Here is a 21379-nt window from a genome sequence, read left to right on the forward strand (position 1 = left end):
GTATCTGATAGTTCATTACACGGCAAAACGGTTTTTCCGGTCTTAGGCGTTACGACGACACCGGCACACACCACGGCCGTGTGTCGACGTGCGGGCGACGCGCGTAAGTCGTTCCGCCGCGTCGACGCGGGTATGACGGACGCGATCTATCTCGACGACACGGGTCGCCGAACGTTCGAGGCGACCGTCGAGCGAGCGGTCGACGACCGTGTCGTGCTCGACCGAACCTGTTTCTACCCGACGGGAGGCGGTCAACCGTCCGACACGGGCGTCCTCCGTGCCGAATCGAGCGATCGGACGTGGACGGTCACGGCAGTCGAGAAACGGGACACGATCTATCACGTCCTCGACGAACGCCCACCATCGGTGGGGACGTCGCTCACCGGGGACGTCGACTGGGACCGTCGGTTCGCACACATGCGGTATCACACCTCCCAGCACCTCCTCTCTGCGCTGCTTCTCGAAGCGTTCGACGCAGAGACGACCGGGAACCAACTGTACACCGATCACGCGCATCTGGACTGTGCGTACCCGCGCTTTTCGGAGGCGGACCTCGCGGACATCGAAAGCCGGCTGAACGATCTCGTCGCGGCCGACCACACGGTCGAGTGGTACGCCCTCGACCGCGAGACGGCCGAGGCGACGCTCGACCCACAGCGGACGCGTCTCCACCTCCTCCCCGACTCGATCACCGACGTCCGAATCGTCGAGATCGCCGGCCCCGATGGCGACCCGTACGACCGGACAGCGTGTGCGGGGACGCACGTCGCCTCGACCGGCGCGATCGGAGCCGTCGAGGTCGTCGGGCGTGAGACCAAAGGGAGCGAGGAGGAACGGATCGAGTTCGTCCTCTCGTAACGTCGCCGTCGTGCGGTTTCTGTCGGAGCACAGTCAACAGAGAACCGCACGACTGCGCCGGGGAGGTCCGTTCCGTCTGGTGGTTTTATTAACCTTGCCGGTGTGATAAGCGGTATGGTTCGTGAAGACGGCAAGCGGAACTTCGTGCTCCGAGAAGACGACGGTACCGAAGACAGCGTGTTCAGCGGTCGAACGCCACGACAGGCGGCGCTGAAGGCCGCTCGGCGGCTTCATCCCGCGCCGAGCGAAGACGAGGTGGACGACAAAGCGGTGCTCCAACTGCGTGAACGCGGTACGGACAAGGTCCACATCTACCACGGCTGGGCCTGGAAGGAGTCCGCGCCCGACGACGCACCCGACTGGATGCCCGAAGTCATCACGAAGGCGAACGTCTCCAAGCAGGGCATCGAACACCTCGACGAGTAGGCGACGACCCCGAGGTATCGTCACGGCGGGACGTGGCGCGAGAGCACGCCGACGTGCGGTGTCGAAGAGTCCGGCCGCAGCCGCCACGTCGGCGTACTCGTGAACGCCGACGCCGGTGTCGGTGTGGTGCCGAGGCCCACCTGCGAAGACTGCCGTCTCTCACACGGCCGATACGACCCGTTCTGCGATCGGTATCGCCACCGAACCGCCCGGCACGAACTGCCGGGAGCCCCATCCCATAGCTCCTTGAGGGTGGCCGGCGTCCGTACGAGTATGACGAGCGGGAGTGCTCTCTCCGAGTTCCTCGCCGGGCAGGATTCGCTGGCCGTCGTGTGTCACAACAACCCCGATCCCGACACGCTGGCCAGCGCGATGGCACTGGAGACCATCGCCTTCGACGCGGACGTCGACGACGTGACCGTACTGTACAGCGGCACCATCTCCCACCAGCAGAACCGGGCGTTCGTGAACCTCCTCGACCTCGACCTGAAGACGTTCTCCGTCGACGCGCTCGACGCCGCAGACCTCGTCGCGTTCGTCGACCACTCCGTCCCCGGGGGGAACAACGAGGTGCCCGAGGACGTGACGATCGACATCGTCATCGACCACCACACGACCGAGGGCGTCGAGGCCGGGTACGTCGACCACCGCGAGGAGATCGGCGCGACGGCGACCATCATGACCGAGTACCTCGCCGACCTCGAGATCGACACCTCCGACGCGCTGGCGACGGCGCTCATGTTCGCTATCAGACAGGAGACGTTGACGTTCCTCAGAGGGGTGACGAGCGCCGAGTACGCCGCCGCCGAGCGGCTCCACGCCAAACTCGACCTCGATCTCCTCCGTGACCTGGCTCACCCCGCAGTCAGCGAGTCGACCGTCGACGCGATCGGCGACGCCATCGACAACCGAACCGTCCGCGGGTCGACGCTCATCTCCCACACGGGGTGGACGACCGAACGCGACGCCATCCCACAGGCGGCGGACTACCTCGGCGACGTCGAAGGGGTCGAGACGTGCGTCGTCTTCGGACTCATCGGCGACGCGGTCGAACTCAGCGCGCGGTCGACCGACTCGCGGGTCCACATCGGACGCGTCCTCGAGGACGCCTTCTCCGACGTGGGGAGCGCGGGTGGGCACCGACAGATGGCCGGCGGTCACATCTCTCTCGGTCTGTTCGCCGATCTCTCGGGCGACGACGACTCGCTGGTCGAGATGGTCGAGGAGATCGTCTCGCGACGACTGATCAAGCGACTTCGGCTGTCGACGCGCGACTCGAAGGACGAGGAGTAGCCACGGGCGGCGGTGAGCGGACGCGCGTCCGAGTTGGTCACCGAGAGAGCCCAGGGAGCAACGGGTCGGTCGCTCACCGAATGAGCGTTACCGGGACCGGAATTCGGTCGACGACCCGCTCGGCGACGCTCCCGACGAAGAACCGCTCGAGGAGGTCCCGACTGTGGCTCCCGAGGACGACGTGGTCGACGTCGTGATCGTCGACGTAGTCGAGGATCTCCTGCCAGGGACGTCCCTGCTCGATCGCCGTCGTCAGCGGGGCGTCGTACTCCGCCGCGAGCGCCTCGGCCTCTTCGAGTATCGCCTCCCCTTCGGCCTCGCGCTGCTCGTATATCTCGCCGAGTTTCACACCCAGGTACTTTTCGGGTTGGTACGTGACGCTCGTGTCGACGACGAACAGCGCCGTCATCTCCGCCTCCGGAAACCGTTCGTAGGCGAATCGGAGCGCCTCGACCGCGAGCTTCGAGCCATCGAACGGCACGAGAACGTTCGTCATACCGGCCGCTTCGACGGCGACTGCATTAAATTCCAACCCGTATCTCCGAGTGAAATTTTAAGTACTATGTTGTAGTGTGTGCACGCATGTCAGAGTTTGGAGCGTTGTCACTTGCTCCGCCACTGTTGGCCATCGTCCTCGCGATCGCCACGCGGAAGGCGGTGCTGTCGCTGTTCGTCGGCATCTGGACCGGCGGCATCATCCTCACGGGCGGGGTCGGCCTGGGCCAGACGTTCGACTGGATCGCGGCGGCGGTCGGCGAGAGCGTGTTCCACGCACAGATCATCATCTTCACGCTGCTGCTGGGGTCGTCGGTCGCGATGATCTGGCGACTGGGCGGCTCGCACGCCGTTCGGAACTTCGCGATCGAACGGATCGACACGAAGCGCAAGGCCGGCGTCGCGGCGTGGATCCTCGGCGTCGTGTTGTTCTTCGACGACTACGCCAACACGGCCGTCGTCGGGAGTACGATGAAAGACGTCTCGGACCACCTGCACATCTCCCGCGAGAAGCTCTCGTATCTCGTCGACTCGACCGCGGCACCGGTAGCGACGCTGGCGATCTCCTCGTGGGTCGCGTTCCAGCTGTCGATGATCGAGTCCGGCTACGGCGCGACGAACCTGGCCGACAGCGAGATCCCGGACTCCTTCGAGGTGTTCCTCTCCTCGATTCCCTACAACATGTACGCGATCTTGGCCATCGTGATGGTCGGCACCATCGTGCTCACCCAGCGTGACTACGGCGAGATGCTCACCGCCGAGCACCGCGCCTCGGAGACCGGCAAGGTGACCCGAGACGACGCCCGGCCGATGCAGGACGTCGAGGCAGAACTCGGTCAGCCCAACATCGACGACCCCCGACTGATCTCGTTCTTCCTTCCGATCGCCGTGTTGATCGCGGTCACCATCGGGTCGGCGCTGTACACCGGATTCGAACCGGGCGCGTCGGTGTACGACATGGTCACCGGCGCCGACTACGCCGTGGCGCTGATCTTCGGGTCGTTCGCGATGGTGGTCTCGACCTACGCGCTCGGGTACGTCTACAACGTCCTGTCGCTGGGCGAGAGCGTCGACACGACCATCGATGGCTTCGGGATCATGCTCACGGCGGTGACGATCCTCGTCCTCGCGTGGGGGATCGGCAACGTCGTCGCGCCCGTCGAGGACGGTGGCCTCGGAACGGGGGCGTACATCGCCGCCCTGGTCGAACAGTTCCTCTCGCCGGAGATTCTGCCGGTCGTCGTGCTGTTCACGGCGGCCTTTATCGCCTTCTCGACCGGGAGTTCCTGGGGGACGATGGCCATCGTGACCCCCATCGCCGTCCCGGTCGCGTGGGACCTCACCGGCAACCACACCATGGTCGCGGTCATGGTCGGCATGGTGTTCTCGGGTGCCATCTTCGGCGACCACGCCTCACCGATCTCCGACACGACGGTGCTGTCGTCGACGTTCACCGGGGCCGACCTGATCGACCACGTCCGGACGCAGTTCTACTACGCGGCCACCGTCATCGTCGTGGTTGCCGTGCTGATGGTCGTGTGGGGGTACACCCGCGTCTCGCCGTTCGTCCTGCTCCCGGTCGGCGCGCTCGCCCTGGTCGGACTCGTCTACGGGCTCTCCGAGTTCGACGCCAAACGCCGCGGGATCGACCCGAAGTCCGCCGGCCAGCCGTCCGAGGTGACGCCGGCAGACGACTGACACTCGGGACCGCGCGCTGTCGTGTCGGGCGAACTCACGAGGAGGTCCGAGGCAGACGAACGCGGACGACCGGACCGGGAGCTGGGTTCGAACCGCAGAAGAAGTAGTCCCGGGCGGATTCGAACCGCCGTCAATGGCTCCAAAGGCCATTATGATTGGCCACTACACCACGGGACTGCGCTTCGCTCGTCCCGTGAGTTTCGGAGGTGCATCGCGTCTCCTCACCACCACGGGACTGCAGACGTAGCTACCAATCTGAAACTTAAGTTTGTAGCGGTCCGAGTCGCCGTGCCCCGATCAGTCCGCGGGTTCTTCGAAGGCGAGTTCGAGGAAGCGACAGGCGTCGGTCTCGGGGTCGAAACAGTCCGGGCAGTCGGGTTTGCGCTCGATGATCGTGTCGAGTCGTTCGGCGACCGTCTCGTCGATGACGGGTTCGAGCTCCCGGGCCTCGGCACGGAACTCCTCGACGTCGAGGACGTTGGCGAGGAAGCGCTCGATGATGCAGTACGTCTGCAGCGCGTCGCGCGCGTTGACGATCCCCTCGTCGGTGAGGGTGACACCCTTGTACTTCTCGTGCTCGGCGAGGCCGCGGCCTTCGAGCTTGCCGATCATCTCGTTGGCGCTCGCGGGGCTCACGTCGAGCATGTCAGCGAGCGCGCCGGTCGATGCGGGTCCGTTCTCCATCTGCTGGAGCAGGTAGATCGCCTTGACGTACTGGTCTGCGGTGTTCATCTGATTTCCTCCCGCGCGCGTCGCTCGGTTCGCACGCGCGATCGCTCGCGTGCGCTCGTGCCCGTGGTTGTGCTGACTGGTCCGTCGGTCCGTGCCGGCCGGGACGACGGGGTCATTCGCGGCGCTCCATCACTCTCGTCACCGCCTCGACCCCCTCGGCTTCCTCCTCGCGGATGCCGGCGAGCGTGTCGAGGAGCCGGTCGCGGTCGATGCCGAACCGGACGTCGCTGGCCCGGATGGCACCGATGAGGTCGTCGTAGAACTTGTAGGCGGTCTCTTCGTTGCAGAGTTGGTCGTACAGCACGCCGTCGAAGTCCTCGGGCTTGGTCTTGCCGTACTGCGCTTCGACGAGCGCTTCGACCTCCTCGAACGGGACGCTCTCGACGTCGAGTTCGTCGATGACGGCCTCGAGCCGGGTGCGGTGTTCGGCGGACTCCGCGGCGGCGTCGGCGAGCAGTCGCTCGATCTCCGAGTCGGTCTCGTCGAGCGTTCCCGCGTGGTGCTGGGCCCGTGCCTCGACGACCTCCTCTAAGACGATGCCGATCTGGAGGAGCCGTGCCAGCTGGTGGTCGGACGTCACGCGGTGTCCGACGCTCACGGGCGCGACCCCTCGCTGACGTGTCCCCTGACGCTCATACTCGGGGGTGGAGTGTGACAGACTTAAACGGTTCCCTCGTCGCTGACGCGCGGTCGCGGACAGCCGCGAACACGCCCGTGTGCCGTCGCCACGGGAGACACCGCGTTCAAGAGCGTCTGGTCCGTCTGTGCCGTCGATGAGACACCGATCCCGGTCGCTGCCCGTCCTGTTCGTCGTCGGCCTGCTCGTGCTCTCGGGCTGCACCGCCGGGGTGGGGCCCACGACCGGCGGCACCACCGACGCGCCGTCCGAGCCCACGGCGGTCGGCGAGGACGGACGCGCCGGGACAGCCACCGACGGAGCGTCCGACGCCGGAGGCGCGACGAGTGCGACGAACGGAACCCTCACGGTCCACTTCATCAACGTGGGCCAGGGCGACAGCACGCTCGTCGTCGGGCCGACGGGCGAGACGATGCTCGTCGACACCGGCGACTTCCGCGACGACGGCGAGTACGTCGTCGACTACCTCGACTCACGGGGGATCGACCGGATCGACTACCTGGTCTCGACGCACGCCGACGCCGACCACATCGGCGGGAACGCGGCCGTCATCGAGCGCTTCGAGACCGAGGGCGAAGGCGTCGGGGCCGTGTACGATCCCGGCGTGACCGCCTCGACCGCGACGTACGACCGCTACCTCGACGCCGTCGAGCAGTACGACGTGCCGCTGTACCGCACGGAGACCGGCGACGAGATCCCGCTGGCGGGCGCTACGGTCTCCGTGCTCGCCCCGCCGCGGCCGCCGCTGGCCGACGGGGACCGCAACGACAACAGCGTCGTCCTCAGGCTCTCGTTCGGCGAGACGAGCGTGCTCCTTCCCGGCGACGCCGGGGCGGTGGAGGAGCCGTATCTCGTCGACACGCACGGCCGCGCGCTCGACGTCACGCTGTTGAAAGCCGGCCACCACGGCAGCAGTTCGAGCACGAGCGCGGAGGTCCTCGACGCGACCACGCCGAGCGCTGTCGTCGTCTCCTCGGCGTACGACTCGCGGTACGGTCACCCCCACGAGGAGGTGCTCGGTCGACTCTCCGCGCGCTCGATCCCGACGTACTGGACGGGCACGCACGGAACGATCGTCGCGACGAGCGACGGCCGGACGGTCACGGTCGCGACGCAGGCGGCCGCGAGCACCCGGCCGCTGGACCTCCGTGCAGACGCACCCGTCGCTCCTGACACACGGGGTCCCGTCGTCGTCCGCGACGCCTACGCGGCGGCCGATGACGGGCGAGCGGACACGGACGGGCAAGTGGACACGGGGGAGACGGCGGTGGAACTCACCGAGATACACGCCGACGCGGCCGGCGACGACCGGACGAACCTCGCCGACGAGTACGTCGTGTTGACCAACCGCGGCGACTCCCCCGTCGAGCTCTCGGGGTGGGTGTTGACCGACGAGAGCGGGGCGCGCTACCGGTTCCCGGACGGCGTCGTGCTCGCACCTGGCGACTCGATCACGGTCCGGACCGGGAGCGGCACCGACACCGAGACCGACCGCTACTGGGACGCCGGTCGGCCGGTCTGGAACAACGACGGCGACACCGTTACTTTGCTCCGCGCCGACGGGGGAGTCGTGACGGAGGTCTCGTACTGATGCTCGACCCCGGCGCGTACACGGCGACGCTCGATCGCTTCGAGGAGACACCCGCCGGCGAACTCGCGGTACTGGTCGTCGAACGCGACGACGACCCGCTGACACAGCTCGACCTCCCGGTCGAAACGATCCCCGCGGCGGGCCGTCAGGTCGACGCCGTCTTCGACGTCGTCGTCGAGGACCAGCGGTTCGAGCTCTCGTACCGAACCGACGAGACCGCACGGCGCGCCGCGGACGCACGGACGCGGTTCGATCGCCTCGCCCGGCGACCGCCCTCGACCGAGGAGTAGCCGCCGCCCGGGCGATCGGGCCGGTTCCCCCACCCGACGGCCCGGAAGCGGATGCGATCCCGCCGAACCCCGTCGGTTTATACAAACGCCGTCGGTGAAGAGGGCATGGCACGCGCTCGACACGGCGATCTGGGGTGGTACCGGAACGCCGTGATCTACTCGCTCGACGTGAAGACGTTCAACGACGCCGACGGCGACGGGTGGGGCGACTTCCAGGGCCTCACGGAGCGGCTCGGCTACCTCGAGACCCTCGGCGTCGACTGCCTCTGGCTCCGTCCGTTCTTCCCGAGTCCGCTCGCGGACAACGGCTACGACGTCGCCGACTACTACGGCGTCGACTCGCGGGTCGGCACGCTCGGCGACTTCGCGGACTTCGTCGAGGCCGCCGACGACCGCGGCATCCGGGTGCTCTGCGACATGGTGTTCAACCACACCTCGGACCAGCACCGCTGGTTCCAGCGCGCACGCGACGATCCGGGCTCGAAGTACCACGACTACTACCTCTGGACGAGCCACCTCGAGTCGGCCCACAAGCGAGGGAACATCTTCCCCGAGTACGAAGACGGCGTCTGGTCGTACGACGAGGCCGCAGGCAAACACTACTTCCACCAGTTCTACGGCTTCCAGCCCGACCTGAACGTCGCGAACCCACAGGTACAGGCGGAGATCAGACGCGTCTTAGAGTTCTGGCTCGACCGCGGCGTCGACGGCTTCCGAATCGACGCGGCCCACCCGATGACCATGCCGAAGGGGCACAACGCGACGACACTCGAAGAGGGAACCGACTTCTTCAGGCGGATGCGCTCGTGGGTCGAGGAGGCCAAGTCGGACGCTATCCTGATCGCCGAAGCCGACGAGGAGCCGGAGCACCTCGACCAGTACTTCGGCGACGGCGACGGCTTCGACCTCATGTTCAACTTCGTCCTCAACGCGCACCTCACCTACGCCGTCGGCGTCAAGGACACCTGGCCGCTGTACCGCACGTTCGAGGTGCTCCCCGACGTCTCCGACGTCGGCCAGTGGGCCAACTTCCTCCGGAACCACGACGAGTGGAACCTCCTGAAGCTCCCGTGGGACGCGTTCGAACACGCTCGCGACTTCTTCGGCGACGACGAGGGCGACTCGTGGATCTTCGGCCGCGGGCACCGACTCCGACTGGCCGATCTGTACGTCGGAGACCACGACCGCATCGCCTGTGCGCACTCGCTCATGTTCTCGCTACCCGGGACGCCGGTAGTCCTGTCGGGCGACGAGATCGGGATGGGTGCGGATCTCGACCTGCCCGAGCGCGAGTCGGTTCGGACCCCGATGCAGTGGTCCGACAACCGCAACGGCGGCTTCTCGACCGCCGACGCGGACGAGCTCTACCACCCAGTCATCGACGAGGGTCGGTACGGCTACCAGTCGATCAACGTCGCCGACCAGCTCAGAGACCAGGACTCGTTGTTGAACCGGATCCGTCGGCTCGTCGACGCCCGCACGCTCTGTACGGAGCTCTCCAACGGCGACTTCTCGATCGCCGACGTCGAGCCGAAGGAGGTGTGGGTCCACCGCGTCGACCACGGTCGGACGACGCTTCTGACCGCGCACAACCTCGCGGCCGAGCCGCGAACAGTGACCGTCGACTTCGACGCCCCCGCCGACGCGACCACGAGAGTCGTCGGCCCCGGCGACTACGAGGTCGACGGCGGGCGCGCGACGTTCGACCTCGACGCGACGGAGTACGCCTGGCTCCGCGGCGACCGGCGCGGGGAGCGCGTGCCGCTCGGGTCGCCCTGAGCGCCGGTCGGCCCGCGACCACGACGAAGCCGGCCCACAGAACGGTCGGTCGAACCTCGGTCGGCGACCGAGCGGGGAGCACGTCGGGCACAACCGTTGAGTAGTTCGGCCCCCGAGAGCGTCTGTGTCCGACACGTACGTCTGTTCGGCCTGCCGCGGGACCACGGAGCGTTCGTACGGCGTGCGGTTCATCGTGGTGACCTGCCCCGACTGCGGGGAGCACGGTCGACTGGTCCACGAGTCGCTGGTGTCGCTCCTCGACGCCGTCCCCGAGGGCGAACGACCCGACGACTGGGACGACCGGCCGCTCGACGAGCGGCTGCTCGCCGCGCTCGACCAGGGGTACATCACGCTCGCCGACACCCAGATCTGAGGGCTCGGTCAGTCCCGATCGGCGAGGTACGACTGCGTCCGTTCGGCGACCGCCGACCGGAACGCCCGCAGGTCGACCTCCCCACGCCCCCCGAAGAGGTGGTCGTGGTGTGCGCGGGTGATCGCCGCGACGGTTCGCTCGTACAGCGTGTCGAACGTCACCGGCCGGCCCTCGGCGCGGACGCGCTCGGCCACCGCCTCGAAGCGGGCGGGCGTGGCGTACCGGCGGGCGAACGCCTCCGCGGGCGACTCGGCCGCCGGGGCCTCCCCGTCGGAGTCGGCGAGCGCTGTCCGTTCCGAGTCGGTGTCCCCGACGGCCGGGTTGTCGAGGCTGGCGCGGAGTCCCGTCTTGTTCCGGAGGAGAACGCCAGCGACCGGCCCGTCGTACCAAGCCGACTCCGGGAAGGCGTACGAGTCTGGATCGAAGTCTGCCGCGCGGACCTCGGCTGCGAGCGTGGGGAGCGGATCGAGCCCGAGCCGGCGGTAGATCTTCTCGACACGATCGGGCAGGAGATACTCCGAGGAGTCCGACCAGACGTCGCTCCCGAGGAACGAGGGGGTCGTCTCCCAGTCGTAGTCGACGCCGCGTCTGTGCATCGCGTAGCCGAAGAAAACGACCGATTCGACGTCGTCGACCGCCTCGCGGAGCGCTCCGCGGTCGAACCGCTCGCGGACGTGACGGGCGACGTGGGCGTACGCCGGCGGGACGTCCTCGCCGAACGTCCTGACCGCGTCGCCGAACTGCAGCCGGCCGTCCGCCCGGGCCTGGAACCGGACCGGTGCGCCGTCGACCAGTTCGTGGAGCCAGAGGTGGCCCCGCTCGAACAGGGCCGACGGGGCCTCGGCCGCGGACGGACAGGGCAGAAACTCCTTCATCCGGTACCGTCATCTCGACGGCCGGCGGTGAAACGGTTTCGGCTCCGCTTCGCCGCGGCCGACGTTACCGCCGTCGGCGGGCGACGAACGCGGCGACGAGCGTGAGCGCGAGTGCGGTCAGCGCGATCCCGCCAGCCGGGAGGGCGAACGTGGTCGACGTCGTCTCTGCGTCGGCGGTCGACGCGGTCGATCCCGCGCCGGCGTCCGCGTCTGCGGCGACGGTCGTGCCGTCGTTCGTGGCGGTGGTGCCGGCGGCGGCGACGGTGACGGTGCCAGCGTCGCTCGCCGGGCTCATCGAGCCCCCGCCGTCGGTGTCGAACTGGACGGGTGTGAGACTGAGCGTCGTCTCGCCGACCCGCTCCCCGCTCAGTTCGACCGTGGCGAGGACGACCGCAGAGGCCCCGGGCTGGACGTTCTCGCTCAGATCGGCGGCCTCGAGGGTGACCGTCTTGCCGTCGTCGCCGATCGCCGGCTCGGACGTCAGTCCGAACGCGTCCGGATAGCTCGCGCCCTCGATGGCCGTCCCGTCACCCTCGACGGAGAGGTCGACCGCGTAGCCGGCGAGTCCCTCGGGTGCCGACGTGAGGACGACGTCGACCGTGGCGCGCTCGCCGGGCTGGACGGTCGTGCTGGAGACGGTGATCGTGGGGCTGTCGGACTGGGCGGCCGCCGCGCCGGTCAGCGCCGACGCACAAAGTGCGAGGACGACCGCACCGACGGCGGCGAGTCGAACGAAGTCTGTGTCGTTTGGTGTCATTGTGTTCGGGTATGGGGTTCGTGTGTCGTGTATCGAAAGAACGGAGGAGTGGGCGGCGTCTCGCTCGCGTTCGCCCGCTCGGCTCAGTTGCCGCGGTTGCTGGCGACGCCGGCGTCCTCGTAGAGGGCGACGATGTCGGCGTAGTCGAGGCGGTCGTTCTCGTTGAAGTCGAACGCGCGGGCGTTCGACGTGACGCTCTGGCTCTCGAGGTTGTTGAACAGCAACACGACGTCGTCGTAGTCGACGCGGCCGTTGCCGTTGACGTCCTCGAAGCGGCCGTCGCCGTCGAGGTCCCGCGGCGTGTTGGGGCTGCTGCCGACGCTGGAGGGACCGGTGAGCGCCAGCCCCGAGCGGTTCTCGACGTCGATCGCCTGGCCGGCGTCGTCGTCGAGTGAGGCCGCGGTGTCGATGTCGGTCACGCCCGCACCCATGCCGGCGAGAGTGACGGTCCCGACGACGAACTCGGTGCCCTCGGCCTGCATCGCGGCGTTGGTGTCGGCGAAGCGGAACGTTGCGGTCGAGGCGTCGTCGGAGACGACCGGCTCCTCGGCGAGGCCGACGGCGTCGGGGTAGTCCGCGCCCTGGATCTCGACGACGTTCGTGTCGGCGACGGTGACGGAGAACTCGCCACCGGCGAGGCCGTCGGGGACGTGCTTCGCCACGATCTGTGCCTCGACGGAGTCGCCCTGACCGACCGCGACCGAACTCACGTCGATCTGGACGTTGGGCTGGTAGACGTACAGGCAGTCGTTGGGGTACGACCGCCGGGACTCGTCGAAGCCGTCCTCACAGCAGAGGACGCGGCCGTCGTCCATCACGTAGACGTTGTCGATGTTGCGGACGGCGTCGTTGGCGGCCTCGGGGCCGTCGGTGAAGTCCGGACCGACGATGACCGGTTCGAGTTCGGAGACGGTGTAGTTCGTGTCGAGTTCGCCGCGGTAGATGACGCCGCCGTCGACGCGGTCCATCCGGACGTCGCCCGTCTCGTCGGCGAGGTCGTCGTTGAACTCGGAGATGCCGAAGTAGACGTAGTCGCCGGGACCGGCGTCGTCGCGGCTGTCGACGCCCTCGGCCTTGTTGAACTCGATCGAGGCACCGATCTCCTTGGCCGCGGCGCGGGTCTCGAGGAACGGCACCTTGCGGAGGTCGTCGTCGACGCCGTCGTGACCGTTCTCCTCGTACTGGGCGGCCCACTCGAGGACCTCCTCGTTGGTGATGTAGTTCTGGTTACCGTTCTCGATGACCTCGAGGTCGGCCTCCTTGAGTGCCGCGCTGAGGTTGCCGACGACGTCGGTGCCGTCGGCGGTGTGGGCTTCGAGGTAGTCCAGTTGGGTGACGCCGTCGTACTCCGCGATCCACTCTTCGCACTCCGCGTTGGAGGCGTGGCCCAGCGGGATCCACTCGATCTCGAGGTTGATCTCGGCCGGGGAGGCGCGGGTTCCGGACTCGGCGACGTTGGCCTCGTCGTTGGTGATCTTCGGCGCGTACAGCGTCCCCTCGACGTCCATCGGGTCGGCGTAGGAGGGGATCTCCTCGTCGGCGACGAACTTGTAGATGCCCTTGGAGTCGCCGTCGGAGCAGCCGTACACCGTCTTGAGGTCGTTCTGGAAGTCCGGTGCCTCCCAAGAGGCGCGGCCCATCACGTAATATTTGATGGGCGTGGGTTCGTCGGCCGCGGGGTCGCGGATGTCCACATGGTAGCCGTACCGGTAGGGGTTCGGGTAGACGTCGTCGATCGGGCTGATGGTGTTGTCGTCGCCCGACTGATCGACCTGGCTCGCGCCGAGGTAGTACGCGAGGAACTCGACACCGGACAGCGCCCAGTAGCCCTGGACGTACCAGCTGCTGCCGAGGTCGCCATCGGCGGCGTAGTCGTTGACTGCACCCTGCACTTCGGTCGGGTTCGGACGGTTCCAGAACTGACACGCCCCGACGAGCCCCTCGCCGCCGTTCTCGACGATGTCACCGACGGTGTTCGTCAGGCTCACGCGCGGGTGCGCGTAGTTCTCCTCGGAGCTGACCATCGTGTTCCACGGAGAGAGGTCACCGTAGCAGTTGATGCGCGTCCCACCGACGGCGCGGAACGCGTCGGTGTTGACGACGTTCATCGCTTCGTCGAGGTCGGACTCCCACTCGCCGTCTTCGGTCTGGCTGATCGGGATCCGGCTGACGTTCCCCGGGCTGTTCTCCCAGTTCGTGAAGAGGTATCCCTCGGTTTCCTCCTCGTTGGTGGCGACGAACTCGTTGCAGTCGGGGTTGGTCGCGGCCGCACCGTACTGGGTGCCCGCGAAGTTGTCCATCGTGATGTCGGTGCCGTCGGGCGTCTGGGTCACGCCGAGGCGCTCCGTGCCACCGTTGATCGAGTCGCGTCCCTTCCCGAGGTACGTGTACGTCCCCGCGCTGGAACGGATCTGCCGACGCTGTTCTTCGGTCTTCGGGATCGACAGCTCCGAGAAGTCGTCGTTGCTCCCGTTCAGCTCGAACTGGAAGCCGCTGAAATAGCCCACGCCGGGGCTGCTGAACTCCCCCTGGTTGTTCTCCTCCGGGTGCTGGTTGCTGTACAGGAGCGAACCGTCCGCGAAGACGAACGGACCGGTGACCTCCGCACCGAACGCGGTGTTCGAAAACCGCTTCAGGCTCCCCTTCACGCTCGGCGCGCCGGGCGTGTCGTCCTCCTCGATCTCGCTCGCACTGGCGCTTGCTACCCCGCTGCCCGCCACGCTGGCTCCGAGGGCGGCTGCCACCGATGTGGCCATCAGACTCCGTCGATTTAGATCGACCATGCAGGTGGAGAGGACGAGCCTTCGTTAAAGGCGTTTTATAATATCTCTCTAAATTACAATTGTTCCGCCGAGAAACCCCGAAGCCGTACCCAGTGCTGTGTGAACTATCAAGTGATATGTATTATCAAATCGAGTATCTCTAAGCGAAACACTGCCTGGGTCGAAAGTCACGAAAACCGTGGCGTGCCGCGCTCCCTATCGCTGTCTCGCGAGCGCTATCAGGTGACGAAATCGGACTCACGCTCGCCACGGGAGGGAGTTACAGCCGGCTCGTGGCCCGGACCGAAGCCAGCTCTCAATCGTTTCAGAAGTACGAAACGATGGGGGAGCGATCCCATCAGTCGGAACCGAGCGTGCGCGCGACGGGAGATGGAAACCCCGTCGCGATTCGTTTCAAAGATCGAGTGTGTTCGAAAACCGCACGGGAAACGTTCAGTAGTCGGACCACCGCGCACGTGGGTCCCGTCCGCCCACTGTCTCGGTCCGCGGAGGTCGACGCGTCCGTTCGGCCGTGGGTCCCGGTCGATGCCCGTCGCGGTCGTCCGAACGAAGCTACTCCATGCCCCGCGCTTCGGCACCGTCCCGGATCTCTTCGGCGCGTCCCCGGACCCACGAGACGTACCGTTCGATCCGTTCCGGCTTCTTGCCGAAAAACGACGCGACCCAGAGGCGGTCGTGGTGCGGCTGTGTCAGGAGGTACGCGGCCATCACGGCCCGGCCCGCCTGGATGATGACCGGTGGGACGCCGCGCTCGCCGGTGCCCGCCTCCTCGAACCCGTTGGCACAGAAGTAGACGTCGGCGTACAGCTCAGCCATCTCGGGGTCCTCGAACTCCAGCCCCTGGTGTTTCGGAGCCTCGAACCGGTAGCGGGGCTCGTCGGCGGCGGGGGAGTGCTCGACGATTCGGACGCCCAAGACGTACTGTTCGTGGATCGATTCGCGCTCCTCGCCCGCGGGTCGGTGGTCTGGTTTCGACATGTGTGCGACGTCGGTCGTCGTGCCGTCGCGTCGGTCTCGACGCCGACGAACACGACCACGTCACGTTCGCTCTGGCGGGAGCGGGGGGAGTACGTTTATAATTCCGGTATATATTAGTGGGGAGCCGTCGGCGACGGTCTCGATGGCTATTGACTCCGGCGTCGTCCGCTCGCGGACGCACAGTTAACTCGCTGGGGAGCGAGGTACGGGTTGGCCCAGAGATATGACCACGATCACACTCGACGACGCGAGAGCGCTCGTCTCGGCGGCCGAATCGAAAGCCGACGCGGTCGGTGTCCCGATGTGTATCGCCGTGATGGACGACGGGGCGGACCTCGTTGCCTTCCACCGGATGGACGGCGCGCTCCTCGCCAGCGTCGACATCGCACAGAACAAGGCGTACACCGCGGTGACGCTGGAGCTGGACTCCGAGACCGTGTGGGAGCTCGCACAGCCCGGCGAGCCGCTGTACGGCATCGGCGGGACGAACGACGGCCGAATCGTCACGTTCGGCGGCGGGATCCCGCTGGAGGCCGACGGCCAGGTCATCGGCGGTGTCGGCGTCTCGGGCGGGAGCGTCGAGGAGGACGTCGCGGTCGCGTCGGCCGCCGTCGAGGCGTTCGAGTCGCTGTAACCCGTGCGGTTCCGTCTCGGGCGGTCGGGCGCGTGGACGTCGCGGCAGGACGACGGTCAGTAGGTCGGGTGCTCCTCGGGGACGTCGTCGCGCGCGTTCACGAGTCGCGCGAGCACGAAGAGGAGGTCGGAGAGCCGGTTGAGGTACGCCACCGCCTCGTGGTTGACGGGTTCGTCCTGCATGAGCACCACCGCCCGCCGTTCGGCGCGGCGGCAGACCGCCCGGGCGTGGTGGAGGCGGGAACCGGCGTCGCCACCGCCGGGGAGGATGAACGACGTGAGGGGTTCGAGCTGTTCGTCGGCGGTGTCGATCCACGTCTCCACCTGCGCCGTGTGCTCCTCTCGGAGGACCGGGTCGTCGGGGTCGGGGTCGGGGTTCGCGAAATCGGCCTGGACGATGTGGAGGTGGTTCTGGATCGCCGCGAGCCACTCGTCGACGTCGTCGTAGCCGGTCGGGCGAACCCGCCCGATCAGGGCGTTCACCTCGTCGACGTTCCCGTACGCCTCGATTCGCGGGCTCGCTTTCGAGACCCGGGACATGTCCTTGAGATCGGTCTGTCCTTCGTCGCCGCGGCGGGTGTATATCTTCATGGATTCGTGTGCTCCGTGGGATGGTCGTGCAGTGTCGGCGGGCCCGACCCGACCTCTCGTCGCGGTCGGCGTCGCTCGCCGTTCGGTAGTCGCCGTCTCGACGGCCCCGTCGACAGTTCTCGACGACTGCCGTGTCCCGTCAGGGAACGGTTCGACCTTGGGAGCAGCGATGTTAAGTGTACGGTCGGCCACCGTCACGGTGTCACGGACGCCCCGGTCGAGAGCGGGGAGAGTGGCCCGTCGCGAACCGGACGCGAGAGGCGAGACCGCTCCCGAGACGGTCGGCGGGATCTGAGCTGACCACCTCTCGCTTCCGACGCCGACGCAGTCGACGGAACACATACATATCCGGCTCACGCGTATGTAGGCCATGACGCGCGTCCTCTGGCTCGTTCGGCACGGCGAACGCCGAGACGAGGCCGACCCTGGGTGGGTCGATCAGGCAGACCGCCCACACGACCCGCCGCTCACGGACCACGGCCGCTGGCAGGCCGAGCGCGTGGCGGACCGTCTCGGTGGCCGTGAGATCGGAGCCGTCTACTCGTCGCCGTTCCTCCGGGCGGCGGAGACCGCACACATCGTCGCACAGCGCCTCGACTGCCCGCTCTTCGTCGACCACGGCCTCTCCGAACACCTCAACGCCGACTGGTTCGACGTCGCTCCCTCAATCATGGCGCCGCGGACGCTCGCCGAACGGTTCGACACCGTCGACACGAGTCACGCGTCGGTGCTCCGCCCGAACTACCCCGAGTCTGACGACGAAGCCGCCGACCGGACGGTGCGAGCGGTCCGTCGACTCGCCGCGTCGGCTCCCGACTCGGTCCTCTTCGTCGGTCACGGCCTCACGGTGGCGAGCGTGGTTTCGGGCTTCACCGGCCGGACCGACGTCGACACCCCACCGTGTGGGATCACCAGACTCACCGCCTACCCGTGGGGCTGGGACGTCGATCTCCTCGCGGACACGTCGCACCTGTCGGACGACGACACTGCCGGCGAAGACGAGTGATGCCTGGGTCCACGCACGCCACCACCGGGCTCACGGGTCCGTTCGAACGTCCCGGACCGCCAGCGCGTCCCCCGTGTGAGCGGCCACGCGGGGTCGGCTCGGGGCGGGCAGTCGGCTCACCGGCGGCTGGCCGTCGTCGGCCTCGTCGCTGGCCCTGTCGGCCTCGTCGCTGGCCCCGTCGACCGGGACGTACGACGGCGTCGCCACGTCACGCCCGCCGATGGAACTGAGCAGGGTCGCGCTCGGACTCGTGCGACTGTACGGTCCGCTCGCGGTGTGTCTCTTCGTCTTCCTCGAGACGTCGATGCTCTTCCCACTCCTCCCGAGCGAGGTCGTCGTCCCGGCGGCCGCCGCGGTGCTCGTCACGGACTTCCCGTCGTTTCTCGTGTTCGTCCTGGCGGGCGTCGTCGGCGGCACCGCGGGCGCGTTCGTCCCGTTCGTCGTGTTCTCCGACCCCCGGATCGGTGCGACCGGCTGGCTCGAAGACCGCATCGCCGTCTCCGAGGAGCAGATCGAACGCGGCCAGCGGTGGTTCCGGAGATGGGGGGAGCCGTCGGTGCTCTGGGGCCGGTTCCTCCCCGTGTTCCGGTCCGCCATCTCCATCCCGGCCGGCCTCGCACGGATGGATCCGACGCGGTTCGGCGTCTTCACGGCGGTCGGAACGGCCGGATTCTACGCGGCGACCGGTGGGCTCGTCTACTACGGCCGCCGACAGTCGCTCGGCGCGGCCGTCGTCGCCGTCGCCACCGACAGGCCGGGGCTGACCGCAGTCGGGATCCTCGTGCTTCTCGGGATCGCACTCGTGGTCGGTGGGCTGAGCCGTCGCCTGAACCAGTGAGCGAACGTCACAGGCGTCGTCCAGACGTAGGGTCGACGGTCCCGGCTCAGTCGAACGTCACCCGAGCGAGCGCGACGAGCGCGACCAGTTCGAGGACGTGCAGCGCCAGCATCGCGCGCCACGCGACGACGGGCACCGCCGTGGTGAACCAGGCGGACAGTCTCGGATCCGCCTGGTAGACGTACAGCGCGACCGCGTTCTCGGCGAACAGCAACAGGGCGAACACCAGCAGTCCCGCGGCGTGCATCGACCGGAGCGCCAGGTAGTTGCGCGCCCAGACGCTCGCCAGCCCCGCGAGCAGTAGGAGGTTCACGGCCGCGGCGACGCGCGCGGCGTCGAGCCAGACGCTCATGACGGCGGGCGCGACGGGACCTGCCGCGCGGTCTGCCCGCGACCGGAGCGACGTCCTGACACCGGCGACGGCGTGGCCGGTCCCGTCTGCGGGGGAGACGATCTCCGACGCGAACCGACGCGAGCAGGGGCGTGGTGCATCTCAGCCGACGATGAACTGGCCGGCGATCTCGCGCACCTCCGCCATCGACATCGCCTCGTCGACGCCAGCGGGGAACGGCGACTCGACGTTGAGCTCGTTGAGGAAGCCGGCGTGGCGGGCCTCGACGCTGTGGATGCCGATCGCCGCGGCGAAGACGTCGTCGTTCGTCACGGTGGGTGCCGCGCCGGCGTAGGCGGCGACGCCGGTATTTTCGAGCGCCTGGGCCACGGCCAAAAACTCCGAGGGGGTCTCGTAGCCGAAGTCGTACTCGGCCTCCTCGACGGGCGTCCCACCCAGCCGTTCGACGACGTCGGTCAGCGCCGTCACGTGGGCGGCCTCGTGTTCTCCGGCGGTCGCGAGGGACGCCGGCACCTCCATCCGGACCGCCTCGTCGAACGGCGACAGGACGTCCGCCGTCATCAGTTCCTCGTCGGAGAACTCCGCGAGGCCGTCGCGGTAGAAGGCGTTCTCGAGGTGCTCCAGCGTGAGCGCGTAGTTGAGCACGTCGACGTCGCTCGTGTCGTTCTCCGCCTTCCGCGCGACGGGCATCGACTCGGTCTCGGGCGTCCCGGCCATCCCACTCGTGTCCGAGGTGACGAACTGGCCGGCGATCTCGAGCACCTCGGCCATCGACATCGACTCGTCGACGGCGTTGGGGTAGGGACTGTCGCCGTTGACGAGGTTCAGGAAGCCGGCGTGGCGGGCCTCGACGCTGTGGATGCCGGCGGCGGCCGCGAGCACGTCGTTGCTGTGGACCGACGGGGCGGCACCGGCGTAGGCGGCGACGCCGGTGTTTTCGAGCGCCTGGGCCACGGCCAAAAACTCCGAGGGGGTCTCGTAGCCGAAGTCGTACTCGGCTTCCTCGGCCGGGGTCCCGCCCAGCCGTTCGACGGTCGCCGAGATCGCTTCGACGTGGGCCGCCTCGTGCTCGCCGACGGTGGCGAGGGACGCCGGCACCTCCATCCGGACCTGTTCGCCGAAGCCCGAGAGCACGCTCGCGTTCATCAGTTCCTCGTCGGAGAACTCCGCGAGGCCGTCGCGGTAGAAGGCGTTCTCGAGGTGCTCCAGCGTGAGCGCGTAGTTGAGCACGGGAACGTCGGGGGTGACGGACTCCATCTCCTCCGTCTCGGTCGGCTCCTCGGTCGGGGTCGCCGTCTCCGCCGGGGTCGCGGTTGGCGTGTCGGTCGCCGTCGCGGTGTCGGTTCCACCGCTGCCGGAGCCGTCCCCGCCCATGCAGCCGGCGAGCGCGATAGTGCTCAGCGCGGCCGTCGAGCCGAGGAAGGCGCGGCGCGAGGCGCGGTCGGGTGCGGTCGTGGTCGGGTCGTCGCGGTCGGACGCGGTCTCGTTCGAGGTCATTGGCGTCGACCGTGACTGGGGACAAAACACGGATGAAGATACTCCGAACTGCCACGCGATTCTTCCCGGAGTCGGACGCGATTGTGTCCGAACTGCCACGCGATTGTGACCCAATTCCGACCCCGAACTGCGCGGTCGACGCCGGGGCGCGCGGTCCCACGCGGTCGTACACTTTCACTTTCACCGCGCTAGGCTGACCTACAAGCCGCTCTGCGCCCGTTCTCTAGCTATGCTCGCACCGAAAGCCAGCCGTGAGCCACGAACGCGCAGGCGGATCGACATCACCGATCTCCCGGCCGAGACGGTCGACGACTACGTCCGCGCACAGGCCACCGACGCCGTCGAACTCTCCCTCGAACGCCGCGGTGCGCGCACGTTCCTCGTCGTCGAATCCTGACCCCACCGTGGCCGGCCCGTCGCCTCGGGAAATCGAAACCCATTACTTACCCCGCGGTGGAGTAAGAACTGAGCCGAGGTAGCCTAGCCTGGCCAAGGCGGTAGATTCGAAATCTACTGTCCATTCGGACACGTGAGTTCAAATCTCACCCTCGGCGCTTCTCCCGACGGCTGTCGACGGGACCAGCATGTGAGCCGTCGCTCGCACACGAGTTCGCCTCTCCGGGGGCGCGTACGTCCTCACCCGTGAGAGGCTCGTCGAAAAGGTCATAACTGGCGCCGTCATCGGAGCGGTCGACACTGATCGACATGAAGACCTGTGAGTCCTGTGGGGGCCGAATCTACCGGGAACGACCGTCGAACGCCGAGTACGGGGTCGCCGTCGTCGACGGCCGACGGTACCCGGACGCCTGTCCACGCTGTGACGCCTCGCTCTGAGGCGACTCGGCCCGGCGTGTCGAGCGCCGTGGTTCCACGTTCGTGTCCATCGTCGCCCAGAAA

At 67.8% G+C, this 21379-nt stretch carries 24 protein-coding genes and 2 tRNA genes; 14 read left to right on the plus strand and 12 right to left on the minus strand.

Annotated features, from left to right (window positions below; all coding sequences use genetic code 11):
• Positions 1-132 precede the first annotated feature (132 nt).
• The 3 genes from NKJ07_RS09815 to NKJ07_RS09825 all read left to right on the plus strand — a co-directional run bounded on the left by NKJ07_RS09815 (position 133) and on the right by NKJ07_RS09825 (position 2577).
• Positions 133-858, plus strand: a complete 726-nt coding sequence (locus NKJ07_RS09815; protein ID WP_318570405.1) for an alanyl-tRNA editing protein — start codon at positions 133-135, stop codon at positions 856-858.
• A 114-nt stretch (positions 859-972) separates the two neighbouring features.
• Positions 973-1284, plus strand: a complete 312-nt coding sequence (locus NKJ07_RS09820; protein WP_318570406.1) for a non-histone chromosomal MC1 family protein — start codon at positions 973-975, stop codon at positions 1282-1284.
• A 273-nt stretch (positions 1285-1557) separates the two neighbouring features.
• Positions 1558-2577 carry a DHH family phosphoesterase gene (locus NKJ07_RS09825; protein ID WP_318570407.1) on the plus strand — a complete coding sequence of 340 codons (1020 nt, stop codon included), beginning with the start codon at positions 1558-1560 and terminating at the stop codon, positions 2575-2577.
• A 73-nt stretch (positions 2578-2650) separates the two neighbouring features.
• Here the strand turns inward: NKJ07_RS09825 and NKJ07_RS09830 are convergent, their stop codons facing one another.
• On the minus strand, positions 2651-3073 hold the full coding sequence (locus NKJ07_RS09830) for a universal stress protein (RefSeq protein ID WP_318570408.1): 423 nt from the start codon (positions 3071-3073) through the stop codon (positions 2651-2653).
• Positions 3074-3159: 86 nt separating this feature from the next.
• On the opposite strand from NKJ07_RS09830, the gene NKJ07_RS09835 reads away from it, so the two are divergent.
• Complete coding sequence (locus NKJ07_RS09835; protein ID WP_318570409.1) at positions 3160-4770, plus strand: Na+/H+ antiporter NhaC family protein; 1611 nt, start codon at positions 3160-3162, stop codon at positions 4768-4770.
• A 104-nt stretch (positions 4771-4874) separates the two neighbouring features.
• On the opposite strand, the gene NKJ07_RS09840 is transcribed toward NKJ07_RS09835, so the two are convergent.
• From NKJ07_RS09840 to NKJ07_RS09850, 3 genes are all read right to left on the minus strand, one after another.
• Positions 4875-4947 (minus strand) — tRNA-Gln (locus NKJ07_RS09840).
• A 120-nt stretch (positions 4948-5067) separates the two neighbouring features.
• The gene (locus tag NKJ07_RS09845; protein ID WP_318570410.1) at positions 5068-5502 is read right to left on the minus strand and encodes a metal-dependent transcriptional regulator; all 435 of its coding nucleotides are present in this window, start codon (positions 5500-5502) and stop codon (positions 5068-5070) included.
• A gap of 112 nt (positions 5503-5614) precedes the next feature.
• Positions 5615-6100, minus strand: coding sequence for a ferritin-like domain-containing protein (locus NKJ07_RS09850; protein ID WP_318570411.1), 486 nt, complete (start codon positions 6098-6100; stop codon positions 5615-5617).
• Between the two features lie 175 nt (positions 6101-6275).
• Here NKJ07_RS09850 and NKJ07_RS09855 point away from each other — a divergent pair, with 175 nt between their 5' ends.
• From NKJ07_RS09855 to NKJ07_RS09870, 4 genes are all read left to right on the plus strand, one after another.
• Entirely contained in the window at positions 6276-7730 is a 1455-nt protein-coding gene (locus tag NKJ07_RS09855; RefSeq protein WP_318566656.1) for a lamin tail domain-containing protein, read from the plus strand.
• Complete coding sequence (locus NKJ07_RS09860) at positions 7730-8020, plus strand: DUF3006 family protein (RefSeq protein ID WP_318566657.1); 291 nt, start codon at positions 7730-7732, stop codon at positions 8018-8020. The genes NKJ07_RS09855 and NKJ07_RS09860 overlap by 1 nt, the downstream gene beginning before the upstream one ends.
• A 105-nt stretch (positions 8021-8125) precedes the next feature.
• Positions 8126-9799, plus strand: coding sequence for an alpha-amylase family protein (locus NKJ07_RS09865; RefSeq protein WP_318566658.1), 1674 nt, complete (start codon positions 8126-8128; stop codon positions 9797-9799).
• A 124-nt stretch (positions 9800-9923) separates the two neighbouring features.
• Positions 9924-10172, plus strand: coding sequence for a hypothetical protein (locus tag NKJ07_RS09870; protein ID WP_318566659.1), 249 nt, complete (start codon positions 9924-9926; stop codon positions 10170-10172).
• Positions 10173-10180: 8 nt separating this feature from the next.
• Here NKJ07_RS09870 and NKJ07_RS09875 read toward each other — a convergent pair whose 3' ends face one another.
• The 4 genes from NKJ07_RS09875 to NKJ07_RS09890 form a co-directional block, all read right to left on the minus strand.
• On the minus strand, positions 10181-11047 hold the full coding sequence (locus tag NKJ07_RS09875) for a hypothetical protein (protein ID WP_318566660.1): 867 nt from the start codon (positions 11045-11047) through the stop codon (positions 10181-10183).
• Positions 11048-11111: 64 nt separating this feature from the next.
• Positions 11112-11804, minus strand: coding sequence for a hypothetical protein (locus NKJ07_RS09880; protein WP_318566661.1), 693 nt, complete (start codon positions 11802-11804; stop codon positions 11112-11114).
• Positions 11805-11887: 83 nt separating this feature from the next.
• The gene (locus NKJ07_RS09885) at positions 11888-14587 is read right to left on the minus strand and encodes an alkaline phosphatase PhoX (protein WP_425504635.1); all 2700 of its coding nucleotides are present in this window, start codon (positions 14585-14587) and stop codon (positions 11888-11890) included.
• Positions 14588-15139: 552 nt separating this feature from the next.
• Positions 15140-15565 (minus strand): hypothetical protein, encoded by a 426-nt coding sequence (locus NKJ07_RS09890; RefSeq protein WP_318566663.1) that lies wholly within the window; start codon positions 15563-15565, stop codon positions 15140-15142.
• A gap of 223 nt (positions 15566-15788) precedes the next feature.
• Between NKJ07_RS09890 and NKJ07_RS09895 the strand changes: the two genes are divergently transcribed.
• On the plus strand, positions 15789-16199 hold the full coding sequence (locus NKJ07_RS09895) for a GlcG/HbpS family heme-binding protein (RefSeq protein WP_318566664.1): 411 nt from the start codon (positions 15789-15791) through the stop codon (positions 16197-16199).
• A gap of 56 nt (positions 16200-16255) precedes the next feature.
• On the opposite strand, the gene NKJ07_RS09900 is transcribed toward NKJ07_RS09895, so the two are convergent.
• Positions 16256-16789, minus strand: coding sequence for a cob(I)yrinic acid a,c-diamide adenosyltransferase (locus NKJ07_RS09900; RefSeq protein ID WP_318566665.1), 534 nt, complete (start codon positions 16787-16789; stop codon positions 16256-16258).
• Between the two features lie 370 nt (positions 16790-17159).
• Here NKJ07_RS09900 and NKJ07_RS09905 point away from each other — a divergent pair, with 370 nt between their 5' ends.
• The gene (locus NKJ07_RS09905) at positions 17160-17795 is read left to right on the plus strand and encodes a histidine phosphatase family protein (protein ID WP_318566666.1); all 636 of its coding nucleotides are present in this window, start codon (positions 17160-17162) and stop codon (positions 17793-17795) included.
• A 30-nt stretch (positions 17796-17825) separates the two neighbouring features.
• On the opposite strand, the gene NKJ07_RS09910 is transcribed toward NKJ07_RS09905, so the two are convergent.
• Complete coding sequence (locus tag NKJ07_RS09910; RefSeq protein ID WP_318566667.1) at positions 17826-18002, minus strand: hypothetical protein; 177 nt, start codon at positions 18000-18002, stop codon at positions 17826-17828.
• A 13-nt stretch (positions 18003-18015) separates the two neighbouring features.
• Here NKJ07_RS09910 and NKJ07_RS09915 point away from each other — a divergent pair, with 13 nt between their 5' ends.
• Positions 18016-18633: a DedA family protein gene (locus tag NKJ07_RS09915; RefSeq protein WP_318566668.1), complete on the plus strand. Its 618-nt coding sequence runs from the start codon at positions 18016-18018 to the stop codon at positions 18631-18633.
• Between the two features lie 46 nt (positions 18634-18679).
• On the opposite strand, the gene NKJ07_RS09920 is transcribed toward NKJ07_RS09915, so the two are convergent.
• Together NKJ07_RS09920 and NKJ07_RS09925 are read right to left on the minus strand one after the other, a co-directional pair.
• Positions 18680-18985, minus strand: coding sequence for a DUF8036 family membrane protein (locus tag NKJ07_RS09920; protein WP_318566669.1), 306 nt, complete (start codon positions 18983-18985; stop codon positions 18680-18682).
• Between the two features lie 141 nt (positions 18986-19126).
• Positions 19127-20482 (minus strand): ferritin-like domain-containing protein, encoded by a 1356-nt coding sequence (locus NKJ07_RS09925; RefSeq protein WP_318566670.1) that lies wholly within the window; start codon positions 20480-20482, stop codon positions 19127-19129.
• Between the two features lie 229 nt (positions 20483-20711).
• On the opposite strand from NKJ07_RS09925, the gene NKJ07_RS09930 reads away from it, so the two are divergent.
• From NKJ07_RS09930 to NKJ07_RS09940, 3 genes are all read left to right on the plus strand, one after another.
• Complete coding sequence (locus tag NKJ07_RS09930) at positions 20712-20879, plus strand: hypothetical protein (protein WP_318566671.1); 168 nt, start codon at positions 20712-20714, stop codon at positions 20877-20879.
• 72 nt (positions 20880-20951) lie between these two features.
• Positions 20952-21036: transfer RNA gene (locus NKJ07_RS09935), tRNA-Ser, on the plus strand.
• A 151-nt stretch (positions 21037-21187) separates the two neighbouring features.
• The gene (locus NKJ07_RS09940) at positions 21188-21316 is read left to right on the plus strand and encodes a hypothetical protein (RefSeq protein ID WP_318566672.1); all 129 of its coding nucleotides are present in this window, start codon (positions 21188-21190) and stop codon (positions 21314-21316) included.
• Positions 21317-21379 lie beyond the last annotated feature (63 nt).

Source organism: Salinigranum marinum, from assembly GCF_024228675.1.
Lineage (GTDB): Archaea > Halobacteriota > Halobacteria > Halobacteriales > Haloferacaceae > Salinigranum > Salinigranum marinum.